The following is a 15,388-nucleotide window of genomic DNA, read 5'->3' as shown; positions in this document are numbered from 1 at the left end:
GCGGTAGGTTGCGCACATGCTAGGACGGAGCGAGCGGGAGTCTCCCGCGCACGCGGTGCTCGCCGCGCGGATGGCGGGCTGGAACGACCCGGTGGAGCTGCTCGACCTCGGCACGACGGCGGACACGCTCGCCACCGTGGCGAGCATCGACGCGCTGGCAGCCGTGGTGCACCTGGGACACCCGGAGCACCCGGCGCCTGGCCTCGAGCGGGCACTGCTGGAGGGCGACGCGTCGCTCATCGTGACGGCCGCCGTCGCGGTGCCCGGTCAGTGGGTCTGGGTCGGTTCGGGCGCCACGGGTGGTCAGGTGGTGATCGACGAGGCGGGCGTGCGGGACTGCGCCACGGTGCTGCGCGGCCTGGGTGCGAGCCTGCGCCTGGTGCCCACGCGGGCGACGGTGGCGGAGCGGATCGCGCTCGCCGGCGAGGGTGGCTCGCTCGTGATCGAACGGACCCGGGTGCCCGCGGGGTTCACCGAGCTGCCGGACAGCGCGGCACTGGCCGCGGGAGGACCCGTCTGGTACGGGCTCCTGGAGTCCCGGGCGGACTGGCCGCCGTTCACCGAGCCCGCGCAGGTGTGGCTGGCGTTCGGGCCGTCCGACGACCACCTGGGATCCCTCCAGCCCACGCTCGCCGTCATCGCCGACGCCGGTCTGGACCTGGTCCACCTGCGCAGCCAGCCCTCCTCGGGCGGTCCGCACGCGTTCTTCGCCTCGTTCTCGTGCCCCACGTCGGACGTGCTGAACGACCTGGTCGCCGCCCTCACGCAGCGCGGGGTCGCGCACCGCACGCTCGCTGTGCTGCCGGGCGACTCGTTCGTGCCCGGTCCGGACGCCCTGACGCCGCGGTGGGCATGACGGCGCCGGCCGGTCGCCCCGCCACCCGGGTCGCGTACCTGGGTCCCGAGGGCACCTTCACCCACCAGGCGGCGCTCGACTGGGCCCGCCGGTACGCGCCCGACGGCGCGGTCGTCGCGGAACCGCTCGCCACGGTCAAGGACGTGCACGACGCCGTCGCGGCGGACTCTGCGGCCGGCCCTCCGACGGACGGGTCGGCGAGCCCCCGGTTCGGCGTCGTGGCCGTCGAGTCCTCGGTCGAGGGCTACGTGGTGCCGTCCCTGGACGCCCTGCTGTCCAGCGCGGACGTCGTGGCCGTCGACGAGGTGGCCATCGACGTGTCCTTCGACGCCTTCGTGCGCCCGGACCACGGCGAGCTGACCGAGGTGTCCGCGCACCCGCACGGCCTCGCGCAGTGCGCCGGCTTCGTGACGAGCACCGGGCTGGCGACGGCCCCGGCGTCGTCCAACGCGGCCGCGTGCCGCGACGCCGGGCCCGGGACCGTCGCCCTGGGACCCACGATCTGCGGCGAGCTGTACGGGCTGGACACCTACGCGACGGCGGTCGAGGACTTCCGCGGCGGACGGACCCGGTTCCTCGTCCTGACGCGGCGTGCCGTGGCCGGCGCGTACCTGGAGCGCACGCGGGCCGCCGGCGAGACCGCGTGGAAGACGATGCTCGCCATCACCCCGTCGGTGACCGGCCCTGGTGTGCTGGCGCGGATCACCGCCGCCTTCGGCGACCGCGGCGTGAACATGTCGAGCCTCATCACGCGGCCGCTCAAGGCGCAGGAGAGCCGGTACGTGTTCGTCGTGACGTTCGACGACGCCCCGTGGGCCCCGGGCGCCCGCGAGGTGCTCAGCGACCTGCTCGCCGCGGGTGACTCCCTCAAGACGCTCGGGCTGTTCCCCGCCGGGGCCGGGTTCCGGACCCTGGACGGCCCGCTCGACCCCGACCACGTGCCCGTCGGCTCGGTCTCCTCGGCCGACCCCGACCCGGCGCGGGGCCGGGGGCTGCTGTGGTGAGCGTCGGCGTCGTCGGCCTGGGGCTGGTCGGCGGGTCGATCGCTCGCGCCCTCCAGGCCGCGGCGGTCCCGGTCGTCGCGACCGACCCCGTCTCCGGCGGCGAGGCCCGCGCGGCGGGCCTCACGGTGGCCGACGACGTCGCCCGCCTGGCCGCCAACCGGCCCGACGTCGTGGTGCTCGCCGCGCCGCTGCGCGCGATGCGGTCGGTCGCCGCCGAGCTGGCCGACGCGCTCGCGGGCGAGCCCGGCTGGGACCCGACGGTGACCGACGTGGGCTCGGTGAAGGGGCCGGTGCGGGAGGCGGTCGCCGAGGCCGGCCTGGGGGAGCGGTATGTCGGCGCACACCCGATGTCCGGTACCGAGCACAGCGGTTTCGCGGCGTCGTCGGCGGAGCTGATGCAGGGCGTCCCGTGGGCGGTGACGGTGGGGCCCGGTACCGACCCGGACCGGCTCGTGCGGGTGCTGACCCTGGTGACCGGGCCGCTGGGCGGCACGGCCGCGGTGCTCACCGACGAGCTGCACGACGAGGCGGTGGCGCTGGTGTCGCACGTGCCGCACGTGCTGGCCACCCAGCTTCTCGGCGCGGTGGCGGGGGCGCCGGTGCGCGACCTCGCCCTGGGGCTCGCCGCGGGCTCGTTCCGGGACGGGACCCGCGTGGGCCTCACCGACCCGCGCCGCACCGAGGCGATGGTGACCGAGAACGGCACCTGGGTGGCCCCCGCGCTGCGGCTGGCCGCCCGGGACCTGGAACGCCTCGCGGACGCGCTCGACTCCAACGCGCCGACGCACTGGTTCTTCGACCGGCCCGACCCGGTGCGCACGCGGCTCGGCCGGGCGCGGAGCAGCCGCGTGACCGGGCTGCGCCCGGGGGACGTGGCCGGTGCCGGTGCCGACGAGACGGTGGAGACCGTGCGGCTGACGGACGACTGGCCCACGGAGCTGGTGACCCGCTGCGCCCAGGGCGCCGTGGTGATCAGCCTGGAGGACGGCCAGGCCCTGCTGCGGTAGCGGGAGACGGCACCGCCCGGCCGACCCGGCCGACGCGCGCAGCCGGGTCAGCCGGGTTCAGAGCGACTCCGCCAGGGCCCGGCCCGTCGTCCGCCCCGTGAAGAGGCAGCCGCCCAGGAACGTCCCCTCCAGGGCGCGGTGCCCGTGCACGCCGCCGCCCCCGAAGCCCGCGGCCTCGCCCACGGCCCACAGCCCGTCCAGCACCTCGCCGTCCGGCGTCAGGGCCCGGCCCGTCTCGTCGCACCACAGGCCGCCCAGGGTCTTGCGGGTCAGCACCGACAGGCGCACCGCGAGCAGCGGTCCGTCCTGCGGGTCGGTCAGCGCGCGCGGCGGCGCCACCCGGATCGCCTTGTCCACGATGAAGTGCCGCGCCGCCGACGTCGCCACGACCTGCGGGTCCTTGCCCAGCCCGGTGGCCACCTGGGCGTCGCGGGCGGCGATCAGCGCGGCCAGGGCCTCACCGTCCACGTGCCCGGTCGACCCGGGCGTCGCCTCGGTGAGCGCGTTCATCGCGGCCGCGAGCTCGGCGGGGGTGTCGGCCCACAGGAACTCCTGCGACTGCTCGGCGAAGGTGCGCACCGGCACCGACCGGCCGCGCACGCGCTCCAGCAGCAGCGGCACCGACCTGCCGGTCAGGTCGGGGTTCTGCTCGGAGCCCGACAGTGCGAACTCCTTCTCCATGATGGTCTTGTTCAGCACGAACCAGGAGTGGTCGTCGCCACGGGAGGTCACGTGCTGCAGGGCACCGAGGGCGTCGAACCCGGGGAACAGCGGGCCCGGCAGCCGGTTGCCGTCGGCGTCCAGCCAGAGCGACGACGGGCCGGGCAGGATCCGGATGCCGTGCTTCGACCAGACCGGCGAGTGGTTCGCGATGCCCTCGGGGTAGTGCCACATCCGGTCCTCGTGCACCAGCGCCGCACCGGAGGCCGCGGCGACGCCCAGCATGAGCCCGTCGGTCGAGTCGGGCACGCCCGAGAGCATGCGCTCCGGGAGGCGCCCGGCGCTCGCGGACCACCGGGCCCGGGCCAGGTCGTGGTTGGCGCCGATGCCCCCGCTGGCGACGACGACGGCCTGGGCGGACAGCTCCACCTCGCCGGTGACGGTACGGCCGGACGGCTCGCCGCGCCCGGCGTCGTCGTCGGCCAGGACCTCCGCGCGGACGCCGGTGACGCGGCCGTCGGTGACCACGAGCGAGGTGACCCGGTGCCGGAAGCGCAGGTCGAGCAGCCCGGCCCGGTTCGCCTCGTGCGCCGCGGCGACGAACGGCGCGACGATCGCGGGCCCGGTGCCCCAGGTGACGTGGAAGCGGGGCACCGAGTTGCCGTGGCCGCCGGCCGGGTAGCCGCCGCGCTCCGCCCACTGCACCAGCGGGAACCAGCGCACCCCCTTGCCGTGCAGCCACGGCCGCATGTCGCCCGCGGCGAACTCGACGAACCCCTGCGCCCACCGGTACCCGAACCGGTCCGGACCCTCGCCGCGCTCCGCGCCGGGGTCGAACTGCGCGGAGCCCAGCCAGTCGGCGAACGCGAGCTCGGCGGAGTCGCGGACCTTGAGCCGGCGCTGCTCGGGCGAGTTCACCAGGAACAGCCCGCCGAACGACCACCACGCCTGACCGCCCAGCGACGCGGCCGGTTCCTGGTCGAGCAGGACCACGCGCCGGCCCGCCGCGGTCAGCTCGGTCGCGGTCACGAGACCCGACAGGCCCGCGCCGACGACGATCACGTCGGTGCTCCCCGCGGCGGCAACGTCGTTGTTGTGGACGGAGTCAGTCATGACCGCACTGTAGCCAGGTCGCGGGCGCCACGGTCAGCCCCCTCGGCCGTCCCCGGGGTGAACTACGTACGGCCTGGCGAGAGCAGCACCTGGATGCTGAGCGGGTCGAGGGTCGACGCCGTCCGCGGCCCGGCCTCGTCCTCGGGCACGCGCGGGGCGTCCCACCCGGAGTCCCAGACCAGCTCCCACGGTGCGTCGCCGTCCGCCCGGGCGGGCAGGGTCACCGCGACGTCGCCGAAACCGCCGTTGAGCACCAGCAGCACGTCGGCGTCGCCCGCGCCGGGCCCGGGGCGCAGCATCTGCAGCACGCGCCGCCCGGGCTCGTTCCAGGTGGCGGGCTCCATCAGCGCACCGGTCTCGGCGAACCACAGCAGGTCCGGGTCCGACTCGTGCGGCCGTGGCGAGCCCAGGTAGAACGAGTCGGCCCGCAGCGCGGCGTGCTCGCGCCGCAACCGCAGCAGGTAGCGGGTGGTCTCCAGGAGGTCGGTGGCGGCGTCGTCGAGCGCCCACCGGATCCAGGACGTCTCGTTGTCCTGGACGTAGGCGTTGTTGTTGCCGCCCTGGCTGCGGCCCAGCTCGTCGCCCGCCGTCAGCATGGGGGTGCCCGCCGCCAGCAGCAGGGTGGCCAGCAGGTTGCGCTGCGACTTGCGACGCGGCGGCACGATGGCCTGCCAGGGGTCGGTCGTGGCGTCGTCGCCCGACGGCGTGTGGCCCTCGATGCCGTGGTTCCACGACAGGTTGTTGTCCGAGCCGTCGCGGTTGCCCTCGCCGTTGGCCTCGTTGTGCTTGTGGTCGTAGGCCACCAGGTCGGCGAGCGTGAAGCCGTCGTGCGCCGTCACGTAGTTGACCGACGCCACGGGCCCGCGTACCAGCGGCGGGTCACCGGGGCCGAACAGGTCCGCGCTCCCCGCCAGCCGCGTGGCCAGGTCGCGCAGGCCGAGCATCTCCTGCCCGCGCACGCCCTGCTTGGGCGCGTCGAGCCAGAACCCGCGCACGGCGTCCCGGAACCGGTCGTTCCACTCCGCCATCGGCGGCGGGAACGAGCCCGTCTGCCAGCCGCCCGGCCCTACGTCCCACGGCTCCGCGACCAGCTTGAGCCCCGACAGCACCGGATCCGTCTGGAGCGCCACGAGGAACGGGTGGTCCGGGTCGAAGCCGACGTTGCCGCGTCCCAGCGTCACGGCCAGGTCGAACCGGTAGCCGTCCACGCCCACCGTCTGCGCCCAGTAGCGCAGCGAGTCCAGGGCCATCTGGATCACCCGCGGGCGCCGGAAGTCGAGGGAGTTGCCGGTGCCGGTGACGTCCGCCAGGGCGGCAGGCGAGGCGCCGTCGTGCAGGTAGTAGACCGGGTTGTCGAGGCCGCGCCACGCGAGGTGCAGGCCGTCGTCGCCGCCCTCGCCGGTGTGGTTGTAGACCACGTCGAGCAGCACCTCGATGCCCGCCTCGTGCAGCAGGTGCACCATGCCGCGCACCTCGTCGAGCACGGCCTCCGCACCCTGCTCCTGCGCGGCGCGGGTCGCGTAGGCGGCGTTGGGCGCGAAGAACCCGAGCGTGTTGTAGCCCCAGTAGTTCGGCAGCCCGTGCGCGGCGAGGCGCGGTTCGGCCACGCTCTTGTGGATCGGCAGCAGCTCCAGCGTCGTGACACCGAGGCTCAGCAGGTGCTCGACGACGGCCGGGTGCGCCGCCCCCGCGTAGGTGCCCCGCAGCTCGGCGGGGATGTCCTCGCGGAGCATCGTCAGCCCGCGCACGTGCGCCTCGTAGATCACGGTGTCCGCCCAGGGCACGCGCGGCCGCGTCAGCGGCGGTGGCGGCGTCAGCGGCCCGACCACGACGGAGTGCGGCACGTACGGCAGCGAGTCGGTCCCGTCCGCCGCCCCGTACGGGTCGCCGAGCCACAGGCCGGGGCCGGGCCGGTCGTCCTGCCGCGCCGAGACCGAGCCGATCACCTCGGGCCCGTAGCGCAGGCGGCCCGCGAACCCCCGCGCGTACGGGTCCGCCAGCAGCTTGGCCGGGTTGTGCCGCAGCCCCGCGTGCGGGTCCCAGGGCCCGTGCACGCGGAAGCCGTAGCGCTGGCCCGGGGCGACGTCCGGCACGTGCGTGTGCCAGACGCCGTACACCGGACCCACCATCTCGACCCGCCGCTCCGTGTACCGGGCGGGATCGTGCTCGTCGAGAGCCGGGTCGGTCACGTCGATGAGGCACAGGTCGACGGCGGTCGCGTGCGACGCGAGCACCGCCGCGTCGATGCCGCCGTCGGGCGTGACGTACACGCCCAGCGGCGGCACGTGGCTGCGCCGGGCCGTCGGCCGGATGAGCGGCCGCACGACCTGACGGGGCGGCGGCTCGCCCGGCGCCCGCTGCGGTTCGACTCTTTCTGACTGCGCCATGTGATCAATCGTTGCAGGACTGTCGGCGGACACGATCCGTGCCACACCGCTCGGCGTCGTACCGTAACCCCATGCGCATCGTCGTCACCGTCAAGTACGTCCCGGACATCAACACCGAGCGCGGCTTCTCCGGTGGCCGGGTCGTCCGTGCGGCCGCGGAGGGCAGCCTGAACGAGCTCGACGAGAACGCGATCGAGGCCGCCCTGCGGCTGCTGGAGGCCGAGCGGGCCTCGGGCGCGATCGGCCCGGACGAGGGCGAGGTCGTGGTGGTCACCATGGCCGGCCCCGACGGCGACCTCGCCGTGCGCAAGGCCTTCCAGTTCGGCGTGGACCGCGGCATCCGGGTGTCCGGCGACGAGCTGGCCGGCTCGGACTACTTCGGCACCGCCGCGGTGCTCGCCGCCGCGATCCGCAGGCTCGGCCAGGAGTCGCCGGTGGACCTCGTGGTGACGGGCATGGCGGCGCTGGACGGCCTCGGCTCCGTGGTGCCGACGCTGCTCGGCGCCGAGCTCGGCCTGCCCACCCTGAACCTCGCCAAGAAGGTCGACCTCGCCGACGGCGTGCTGACGATCACGCGCGAGATCGACGACGCCACCGAGGTGCTGTCCGCGCCGCTGCCCGCCGTGCTGTCCGTGACCGACGGCGCCAACCAGCCGCGGTTCCCCGGCTTCAAGCTCATCATGGCGGCCCGCACCAAGGAGATCGAGGTGTGGTCGCCGGCCGACCTCGGGCTGGACACCGCCGTGGCCGGTGCCTCCGGGGCCCGCACCGAGGTGCTGGCCGCGGCCCCGCGCCCCGAGCGGGCCGAACCCGAGATCGTCACCGACAAGGGTGAGGGCGGCGTGGCCCTGGCCGGCTTCCTCATCCGCAACGACCTGGTCTGAGCCGGAGCGGAACCGGAGCCCCCAGACCACACAGACAGCGCCTGACGAAAGGCACGTGATGACCAACCGCACCGTCCTGGTCCTGCTCGACCCGGCCACCGAGGTCCGCACCAGCGCCCTGGAGCTCCTCACCATCGCCCGCGGCCTCGGCCGCGTCGAGGCCGTCACCCTGGAGGCCCCGACCGTCGAGGTGCTGGCCCAGCTCGGCACCTACGGCGTCGAGACCGTGCACCAGGCCGAGCTGTCCCGGGACGGCGCCTGCGTGAGCGGCGACGAGCGGCACCTGCCCGCCGTCGTCGCGGCCGCGCTCGCCGCCGCCGTCCGGCTGACCGACGCCGACCTGGTGCTGCTGCCCACCTCGTTCGCCGCCAAGGAGGCCGCGGCGCTCGCGGCCCGCGACCTGGGCGCGGGCCTGGTCATCGACGCCGCCTCCGTGCGCGACGTGGACGGCCGGGTCGTGGCCGGCAAGCGCGTGTTCGCCGGGGCGTGGGACACCGAGTGCGCCGTGACCACCGACGTCGCCGTCGTGACCGTCCGGGCCAACTCCGCCGTGGCGCAGCCCGCGCAGGCCGCGGTCGAGCCGGTGACCGAGGGGTACGCCGTCGAGGTGGCACCGTCCCCGGTGACGCTCGTGTCGCGTGCGGTCAAGGCCGACACGAGCGGCCGCCCGCCGCTCGACCAGGCGGCGATCGTGGTGGCCGGCGGGCGCGGCACCGAGGGCGACTTCGGCCCCGTGGAGGACCTCGCGGACGCCCTGGGTGCCGCGGTGGGCGCGTCGCGTGACGCCGCGTTCGAGGGCTGGTGGGACACCTACGTGGGACAGACCGGTGTGACCGTCGCCCCGCGCGTCTACATCGGCGCGGGCATCTCGGGCGCGCCGCACCACCGGGGCGGCATGCAGGCGTCCCAGGTGATCGTGGCGGTGAACAGCGACCCGGAGGCCCCGATCTTCGAGATCTGCGACTTCGCGGTGGTCGGGCAGCTCGCCGACGTGCTCCCGCAGGCCGCGGCGGAGATCCGCCGGCACAAGGGCTGAGGCGCGGCGCACCGGGGTGGTGGGATGACGTGGTGGAGCCGATCATGACCCCCACGGGCGGGCTCGGGCCCGCCGAGCGGCGACGGGCCGCCCGTCACCTGCTGCTCGACGGGTTCGGGGTGGCCGCGCAGGAGCGCCTGGCCGCGGCGCGGGTCGTCGTGGTCGGGGCCGGTGGTCTCGGGTCGCCGGTGCTCCAGTACCTCGCGGCGGCCGGCGTCGGCACGCTCGGCGTCATCGACGACGACGCCGTCGAGACCTCCAACCTGCAGCGCCAGGTGCTGCACACCGCGGCCGACGTGGGCCGCGCCAAGACCGACTCCGCCGCCGACGCGCTGCGTGCCCTGGCGCCCGAGGTCCGGGTGATCGCGCACCGCGACCGGCTGACCCGCGAGAACGCCGCGTCGATCCTGGCCGGCTATCACCTGGTGGTCGACGGGTCGGACACGTTCGAGACCCGGTACGCCGTGTCCGACGCCGCCGCGGCGCTGGGCCTGCCCGTCGTCTGGGGCACGGTGCTCGGCTGGGACGGCCAGGTGAGCGTCTTCTGGTCGGCCGCCCCGGACGGGCGCGCCATCACCTACCCGGACGTGTTCGGACCGCAGCCGCCCGAGGGGGAGTCGTGCGCGACGGTCGGTGTGCTGAGCCCGGCGTGCGGCGTCGTGGGCTCGACCATGGCGGTCGAGGCGGTCAAGGTGCTGACCGGGACGGGTGACCCGGCGCTGGGCCGGCTGCTGGCCTACGACGCGCGCACCTCGGGGTGGGACACGATCACGCTGGCGGCGCCGGGCGGGACGGACGAGGGCGCCGGGGCGTCGTCCGAGGGTGGTGCGCCGGGTCACGCCGGGGGTGCCGCGGGGCTCACGGGCGATGAAGCGGATCCTGCGGGCTCCGCGGACTCCGCGGGGGGTGCTGCGGCGTCCGGGGGAGACCCCGCGACGCCGTCCGACGGCCCCGCGGTCGCGCCCGCTCCCGGCGTCCTGCTCCTGGACGTCGGGCTGCGCCCGGGCGCCGTGCCCGGTGCCGTGTTCGCACGGCTGGAGGACCTGGCGGCCGGGAACTTCCCGGCGGAGCTGCTGGACCACCCCCTGGACGGCCCGGTGCTCGTGGTCTGCGAGCGCGGCCTGCGGTCGCGCGGCGCGGAGCAGCTCCTGCGCGCCGAGGGGTGGCGGGACGTCACCAGCCACGCGATCCTCGGGTGAGGAAAGCCCTCACCACCTGCCGGACATGTCCCGTTCACCTGGGCGTACCGGGGCTTTCGCGGCCGGGACACCGCCTGCTCCTAGGTTGACGACGTCCCACCCCCCTTTCGGACCGGAGAACCTCCGATGACGATCGCCCCTGAGAACCGCCCCCTGCTGACGGTGCACACGCACGCGCGTGGCAAGCGCAGCCCCGTGACCTGCCGCCTCAAGTGCAATGACGCGTGCCTTCACCCCGCTCCGAACGAGAGCGCCAACGAGTACTTCAAGGACGTCGTGAGCTCCGTGCTGTCGCGCCGCGCGATGCTCGGCACCATGGCGGTCGCCGCCGGTGCCGTGGTGATCGGCGCGCAGGCCGCCGGGGCGCCGTCCGCCACCGCGGCGACGCTGGCCGAGGGCCGCCTGCCGGGGCACGGGGACGGTCGCGGCCTGGCCTTCGGCGCCATCGAGCCGCAGCCCGTCGACGTCGACGCGCTGGTCGTGCCCGAGGGTTACACCTGGGACCCGATCATCCGCTGGGGTGACCCGATCCTCCCGGGCGCCCGCACCTTCGACCCGGACAACCAGTCGCCCGAGCAGCAGGCCAAGCAGTTCGGCTACAACTGCGACTACCTCGACATCCTGCCGATCCGGCCGGGTGACAAGAGCCGCGGCACCCGCGGGCTCCTGGTGTCGAACCTCGAGTACACGAACGCCGAGATCATGTTCCCGCCCACCGAGAAGTACTGGGACACCGCCGCCGACGGCAGCCGCACCCAGAACGCCTACGCGCGTGCGATCGAGCGCGCCGCGCACGGCATGGCCGTGGTCGAGGTGCGCCGTCGTTCGACGGGCAAGCCGTGGGACTACCAGCGGATCAGCGTCTACAACCGGCGCATCCACCTGGGCACCGAGTTCGTGCTCGACGGCCCGGCGGCGGGCTCCGACCTGCTGAAGACCGCCGCGGACCCCACGGGTACCCGCGTGCTCGGCACCATGAACAACTGCGCGGGCGGCACCACGCCGTGGGGCACGGTGCTGTCCGGCGAGGAGAACTTCAACGGCTACTTCGTGGCCGCCGGCGCGAACTCGACCGCCGACGCCCGCTACGGCATCGGCTCCTCGACCAGCTACGGCTGGGAGAAGGACGAGGCCCGCTTCGCGCAGTCCGAGGGCTACGAGAACGAGGCCAACCGGTTCGGCTGGATCGTCGAGATCGACCCGTACGACCCGGACGCCAAGCCCGTGAAGCACACCGCCATGGGCCGGTTCAAGCACGAGGGCGCCAACGTCACGCTGTCCCGCTCGGGCCACGCCGTGGCCTACATGGGCGACGACCAGGCGTTCGACTACGTCTACAAGTTCGTCTCGAAGAACCGCGTCGCCAAGGGCGACTCCCGCTGGGCGCGCGCCCACAACAAGACCCTCCTGTCCGAGGGCGACCTGTTCGTCGCGAAGTTCACCGGCGACTCGCCGGCCGCCGAGATCGACGGCTCGGGCGCCCTGCCCTCCGACGGCGCCTTCGACGGCACCGGCGAGTGGATCCCGCTGGTCAAGGACGGCCGCAGCAAGGTGCCCGGCATGTCCCTCGAGGAGGTGCTGGTCTACACGCGCCTGGCCGCGGACAAGGTCGGCGCCACCAAGATGGACCGCCCGGAGGACGTCGAGATCAGCCCCGTCACGGGCCGCATCTACGTCGCGTGCACCAACAACTCCGGCCGCACCCCGACCAACACGGTCGAGGGCGCCACGGAGCCCAACCCGCGCACCCACAAGGTCGTGAACGGGGTCACCACCAACGGCAACCGGGACGGCCACGTGGTCGAGATCATCCCGTCCGGCGACCAGACCTCCACCCGGTTCACGTGGAACCTGCTGCTGGTGGCGGGCGACCCGGCCGTCGAGGGCACGTACTTCTCCGGCTACCCCAAGGACCGGGTCTCGCCGATCTCGTGCCCGGACAACCTGGCGTTCGACGCCGAGGGCAACCTCTGGATCTCCACCGACGGACAGCCGAGCTCCAGCGGCATCGCCAAGTGCGACGGCCTGTTCAAGGTGCCCGTCGCCGGCCGCGAGCGCGGTCACGTGCAGCAGTTCCTCTCGGTGCCCGCCGGCGCCGAGACCTGCGGCCCGCTGATCGACTCGCGCGACGGCATGGTCTACGTCAACGTGCAGCACCCGGGTGAGGACGGCTCGTACGAGGCACCGCAGTCCTTCTTCCCGGACTACGTCGCGGCCGGCGTCCGCCCCGAGGCGGGCGACTTCCGCGGCCCGCGCCCCACGGTCGTCCAGGTCTACCGCGACCGCCGCTGAGCCGAGCCGCTGACCCGAGCCGCTGAGTGCGGGACATTCGCCCTACCGAACACCTCGGGAGGGCGAATATCCCGCACTCAGCGGCCTTTGGTTCGCGTGGGGATCGCGTGGGTCACACCACGGGAAGCGTTGGCGGCCCGGAGACGTTCGTAGACTTGATGACCGTGACCACCCCGCCCCCCGAGCCCGAGCGCGCGCCCCTGACGGTGTCCGGCGCGCACGGCGAGACGCCCCGCGAGCCGGACGGCGCCTACCTCGACCACGCCGCGACCACGCCCATGTCGGCCGCGGCGCTCGCGGCGTTCGTCGCCGAGGCGCAGCGCACCGGCAACGCGTCGTCGCTGCACTCCGCGGGCCGTACGTCGCGGCGTGCGGTCGAGGAGGCGCGCGAGACCCTCGCCCACGCCCTGGGCGCCCGGCCGAGCGAGGTCATCTTCACCTCCGGCGGCACCGAGGCGGACAACCTCGCGATCAAGGGCATCTTCTGGGGGCGCCGCGCCCAGGACACGCGGCGCACCCGCGTGCTCGTCTCCGCCGTCGAGCACCACGCGGTGCTCGATCCCGCGTTCTGGCTGGCCGGCCACGCCGGCGCCGAGATCGTGCTCCTGCCCGTGGACGGCGACGGCGTGCTCGACCTCGACGCCCTGCGCGCCGAGCTCGCCGCCCACGGCGACGAGACCGCGCTGATCAGCGTGATGTGGGCCAACAACGAGGTGGGCACCATCCAGCCGGTCCGTGACGTGGTGCGCGCCGCCCGGCCCTACGGCATCCCCGTGCACACCGACGCCGTGCAGGCAGTGGGTCAGACCGAGGTGGACTTCACGGCGTCCGGCGTGGACGCCATGACCGTGTCCGGGCACAAGTTCGGCGGCCCGGTCGGCGTCGGCGCGCTGCTGGCCCGGCGGGACCTGGCGCTCGACGCCGTGCTGCACGGCGGCGGCCAGGAGCGCGGTGTGCGATCCGGCACGCTGGACACGGCGTCGATCGCGGCCTTCGGCGTCGCCGCGCGGCACGCCGTCGAGTGCCTGCCGCAGCGCGCGGCCCGTCTGTCCGCCCTGCGCGACGACCTCGTCGCCCGGGTGCGGGACGCCGCCCCGGACGCGGTGCTGCGCGGCGCGGACCCGGCGTCGGGCCTGCGCCTGCCGGGCAACGCCCACTTCACGTTCCCGGGCGCCGAGGGCGACTCGCTCCTTTACCTTCTCGACTCTGCGGGCGTCCAGGCCTCGACCGGTTCCGCGTGCCAGGCGGGCGTGCCGCAGCCGTCGCACGTGCTGCTGGCGATGGGCGTGCCCGAGACCGAGGCCCGCGGCGCCCTGCGGTTCACGCTCGGGTCGACGTCCGTCGAGTCCGACGTCGACCGGCTCGTGGCCGCGCTGCCCCAGGTGGTCGCCCGGGCCCAGGCCGCGGGCCTGGTGTCGGGCCGGGCGCTGGGCGGTGTCTCGTGAGGGTGCTGGCCGCCATGTCGGGCGGCGTGGACTCCGCCGTGGCCGCCGCGCTCGCCGTGGAGGCGGGGCACGACGTGGTGGGCGTGCACATGGCGCTGTCCCGCAACCGGGACCAGTTCCGCACGGGTTCGCGCGGCTGCTGCTCCATCGAGGACGCCGGCGACGCCCGCCGGGCCGCCGACGTGCTCGGCATCCCGTACTACGTGTGGGACCTGTCCGAGCGGTTCGAGGACACGGTCGTGGCCGACTTCCTGTCCGAGTACGAGGCCGGCCGCACCCCCAACCCGTGCGTGCGCTGCAACGAGCACATCAAGTTCGAGGCCCTGCTCGACAAGGCGACCGCCCTCGGCTTCGACGCCGTCGCGACGGGCCACTACGCGCAGATCGTCACGCGGGAGGTCGCCCTGCCCGACGGCGGCGCGCGCACCGTGCGCGAGCTGCACCGCTCGCCGAACGACGCCAAGGACCAGTCGTACGTGCTGGCCGTGGCGGGGCCCGAGCGGCTCGCCCGCGCGATGTTCCCGCTCGGTGGCTTCGCGTCCAAGGACGAGGTGCGCGCCGAGGCTGCGCGCCGCGGCCTGTCGGTCTCGGCCAAGCCCGACTCCTACGACATCTGCTTCGTGGCCGACGGCGACACCCGCGGCTTCCTGCGCGAGCGTCTGGGTTCGCGCCCGGGCGAGGTGGTCGACGTCGACGGCGAGGTGGTGGGCGAGCACGACGGCGCCTACGCGTTCACCGTGGGACAGCGGCGGGGCCTCGCGCTGGGACGTCCGGCGGCCGACGGCAGGGCGCGCTACGTGGTGGACGTGCAGCCCGCGACCAACACCGTGGTGGTGGGCCCGGCCGAGCTGCTGAGCGTGGACCGGATCGCGGGGGAGAAGGCCCTGTGGTTCGACGGGGTGCTGCCGGACGGCGCCGGGCCTGGGGCCGGGGCGCCGGAGGGTGCCGTCGTGCCGGACGCGGACGGCTGGTTCGACGCCGAGGTGCAGGTGCGCGCGCACGGGGCACCCGTCGCGGCGCGCGTCCGCGCGGTGGCCGGGGTGGAGTCGGCTGGGGTTGGGGCCGGGGCTGGTTCGGCGTCCGCGGGTGAGTTGGTGTCCGCTGGTGGGTCGGCGTCCGCGGGTGGGTCGGCGTCCGCGGGTGAGTTGGCGACTGCGGGTGAGACGGCGACTGCGGGTGAGTCGGAGTCCGCGGGTGAGCTGGCGAGCGCGCGCGGTCGAGCGTCCGCGGGTGAGCTGGCGACCGCGGGTGAGCTGGCGACCGCGGGCGGTCCGGCGACGCCGGGGATGGAGGTCGAGCTGACGGGCGGTACGCTGCGAGGCGTCGCGCCCGGTCAGTCCCTGGTCGTGTACCGAGGGACGCGGGTGCTGGGCCAGGCGACGGTGTCCCACGCCGGACGCTCCCGGGCGCGAAGCTGACGCGGCCCGCCCGGTACTGACATCGGTCCCCTGCCCGATCTGCCCTGTCGACTTCGGTCGGAGGCACCGAGATCGGTCGTTCAACGG

Annotated in this window: 11 protein-coding genes; 9 read left to right on the top strand and 2 right to left on the bottom strand. The window is 74.8% G+C overall.

Going from position 1 to position 15,388, the window contains the following annotated elements; all coding sequences use genetic code 11:
* Positions 1–16 precede the first annotated feature (16 nt).
* The 3 genes from ACIG47_RS19905 to ACIG47_RS19895 are packed head-to-tail and all read left to right on the top strand — an operon-like array spanning position 17 to position 2,867.
* Positions 17–856 carry a hypothetical protein gene (locus ACIG47_RS19905; protein WP_397432840.1) on the top strand — a complete coding sequence of 280 codons (840 nt, stop codon included), beginning with the start codon at positions 17–19 and terminating at the stop codon, positions 854–856.
* On the top strand, positions 853–1,860 hold the full coding sequence (locus ACIG47_RS19900; RefSeq protein ID WP_397432839.1) for a prephenate dehydratase: 1,008 nt from the start codon (positions 853–855) through the stop codon (positions 1,858–1,860). The genes ACIG47_RS19905 and ACIG47_RS19900 overlap by 4 nt, the downstream gene beginning before the upstream one ends.
* Entirely contained in the window at positions 1,857–2,867 is a 1,011-nt protein-coding gene (locus ACIG47_RS19895) for a prephenate dehydrogenase (RefSeq protein ID WP_397432837.1), read from the top strand. The genes ACIG47_RS19900 and ACIG47_RS19895 overlap by 4 nt, the downstream gene beginning before the upstream one ends.
* A 57-nt stretch (positions 2,868–2,924) precedes the next feature.
* Here ACIG47_RS19895 and ACIG47_RS19890 read toward each other — a convergent pair whose 3' ends face one another.
* Positions 2,925–4,640 carry an FAD-binding dehydrogenase gene (locus ACIG47_RS19890; protein WP_397432835.1) on the bottom strand — a complete coding sequence of 572 codons (1,716 nt, stop codon included), beginning with the start codon at positions 4,638–4,640 and terminating at the stop codon, positions 2,925–2,927.
* A 62-nt stretch (positions 4,641–4,702) separates the two neighbouring features.
* Positions 4,703–7,027, bottom strand: coding sequence for a glycogen debranching protein GlgX (gene glgX / locus ACIG47_RS19885; protein ID WP_397432834.1), 2,325 nt, complete (start codon positions 7,025–7,027; stop codon positions 4,703–4,705).
* A gap of 71 nt (positions 7,028–7,098) precedes the next feature.
* Between glgX and ACIG47_RS19880 the strand changes: the two genes are divergently transcribed.
* From ACIG47_RS19880 to mnmA, 6 genes are all read left to right on the top strand, one after another.
* Positions 7,099–7,911 (top strand): electron transfer flavoprotein subunit beta/FixA family protein, encoded by an 813-nt coding sequence (locus ACIG47_RS19880; RefSeq protein ID WP_397432832.1) that lies wholly within the window; start codon positions 7,099–7,101, stop codon positions 7,909–7,911.
* 58 nt (positions 7,912–7,969) lie between these two features.
* Positions 7,970–8,947 carry an electron transfer flavoprotein subunit alpha/FixB family protein gene (locus ACIG47_RS19875; protein ID WP_397432831.1) on the top strand — a complete coding sequence of 326 codons (978 nt, stop codon included), beginning with the start codon at positions 7,970–7,972 and terminating at the stop codon, positions 8,945–8,947.
* A gap of 44 nt (positions 8,948–8,991) precedes the next feature.
* Complete coding sequence (locus ACIG47_RS19870) at positions 8,992–10,146, top strand: ThiF family adenylyltransferase (protein ID WP_397432829.1); 1,155 nt, start codon at positions 8,992–8,994, stop codon at positions 10,144–10,146.
* A 126-nt stretch (positions 10,147–10,272) separates the two neighbouring features.
* On the top strand, positions 10,273–12,438 hold the full coding sequence (locus tag ACIG47_RS19865) for a PhoX family protein (protein ID WP_397432828.1): 2,166 nt from the start codon (positions 10,273–10,275) through the stop codon (positions 12,436–12,438).
* 158 nt (positions 12,439–12,596) lie between these two features.
* Positions 12,597–13,883: a cysteine desulfurase family protein gene (locus ACIG47_RS19860; RefSeq protein ID WP_397432827.1), complete on the top strand. Its 1,287-nt coding sequence runs from the start codon at positions 12,597–12,599 to the stop codon at positions 13,881–13,883.
* Complete coding sequence (gene mnmA / locus ACIG47_RS19855) at positions 13,880–15,301, top strand: tRNA 2-thiouridine(34) synthase MnmA (protein ID WP_397432826.1); 1,422 nt, start codon at positions 13,880–13,882, stop codon at positions 15,299–15,301. Before ACIG47_RS19860 ends, mnmA begins: the two co-directional genes overlap by 4 nt.
* The last annotated feature ends 87 nt before the right edge of the window (positions 15,302–15,388 follow it).

It is taken from the genome of Promicromonospora sp. NPDC052451, assembly GCF_044547525.1.
In the GTDB taxonomy this organism is placed as follows: domain Bacteria; phylum Actinomycetota; class Actinomycetes; order Actinomycetales; family Cellulomonadaceae; genus Promicromonospora.
The sequence above is the reverse complement of the archived record's forward strand: the minus strand, read 5'-3'. Positions and strand labels throughout refer to the sequence as shown.

Coding starts and splice junctions, on each gene's coding strand:
- ACIG47_RS19890 (WP_397432835.1), bottom strand. CDS start 4,640: ATGACTGACTCCGTCCACAACAACGACGTTGCCGCCGCGGGGAGCACC.
- ACIG47_RS19875 (WP_397432831.1), top strand. CDS start 7,970: ATGACCAACCGCACCGTCCTGGTCCTGCTCGACCCGGCCACCGAGGTC.
- ACIG47_RS19860 (WP_397432827.1), top strand. CDS start 12,597: ATGACCGTGACCACCCCGCCCCCCGAGCCCGAGCGCGCGCCCCTGACG.
- ACIG47_RS19865 (WP_397432828.1), top strand. CDS start 10,273: ATGACGATCGCCCCTGAGAACCGCCCCCTGCTGACGGTGCACACGCAC.
- glgX (WP_397432834.1), bottom strand. CDS start 7,027: ATGGCGCAGTCAGAAAGAGTCGAACCGCAGCGGGCGCCGGGCGAGCCG.
- ACIG47_RS19900 (WP_397432839.1), top strand. CDS start 853: ATGACGGCGCCGGCCGGTCGCCCCGCCACCCGGGTCGCGTACCTGGGT.
- ACIG47_RS19905 (WP_397432840.1), top strand. CDS start 17: ATGCTAGGACGGAGCGAGCGGGAGTCTCCCGCGCACGCGGTGCTCGCC.
- ACIG47_RS19870 (WP_397432829.1), top strand. CDS start 8,992: ATGACCCCCACGGGCGGGCTCGGGCCCGCCGAGCGGCGACGGGCCGCC.
- ACIG47_RS19880 (WP_397432832.1), top strand. CDS start 7,099: ATGCGCATCGTCGTCACCGTCAAGTACGTCCCGGACATCAACACCGAG.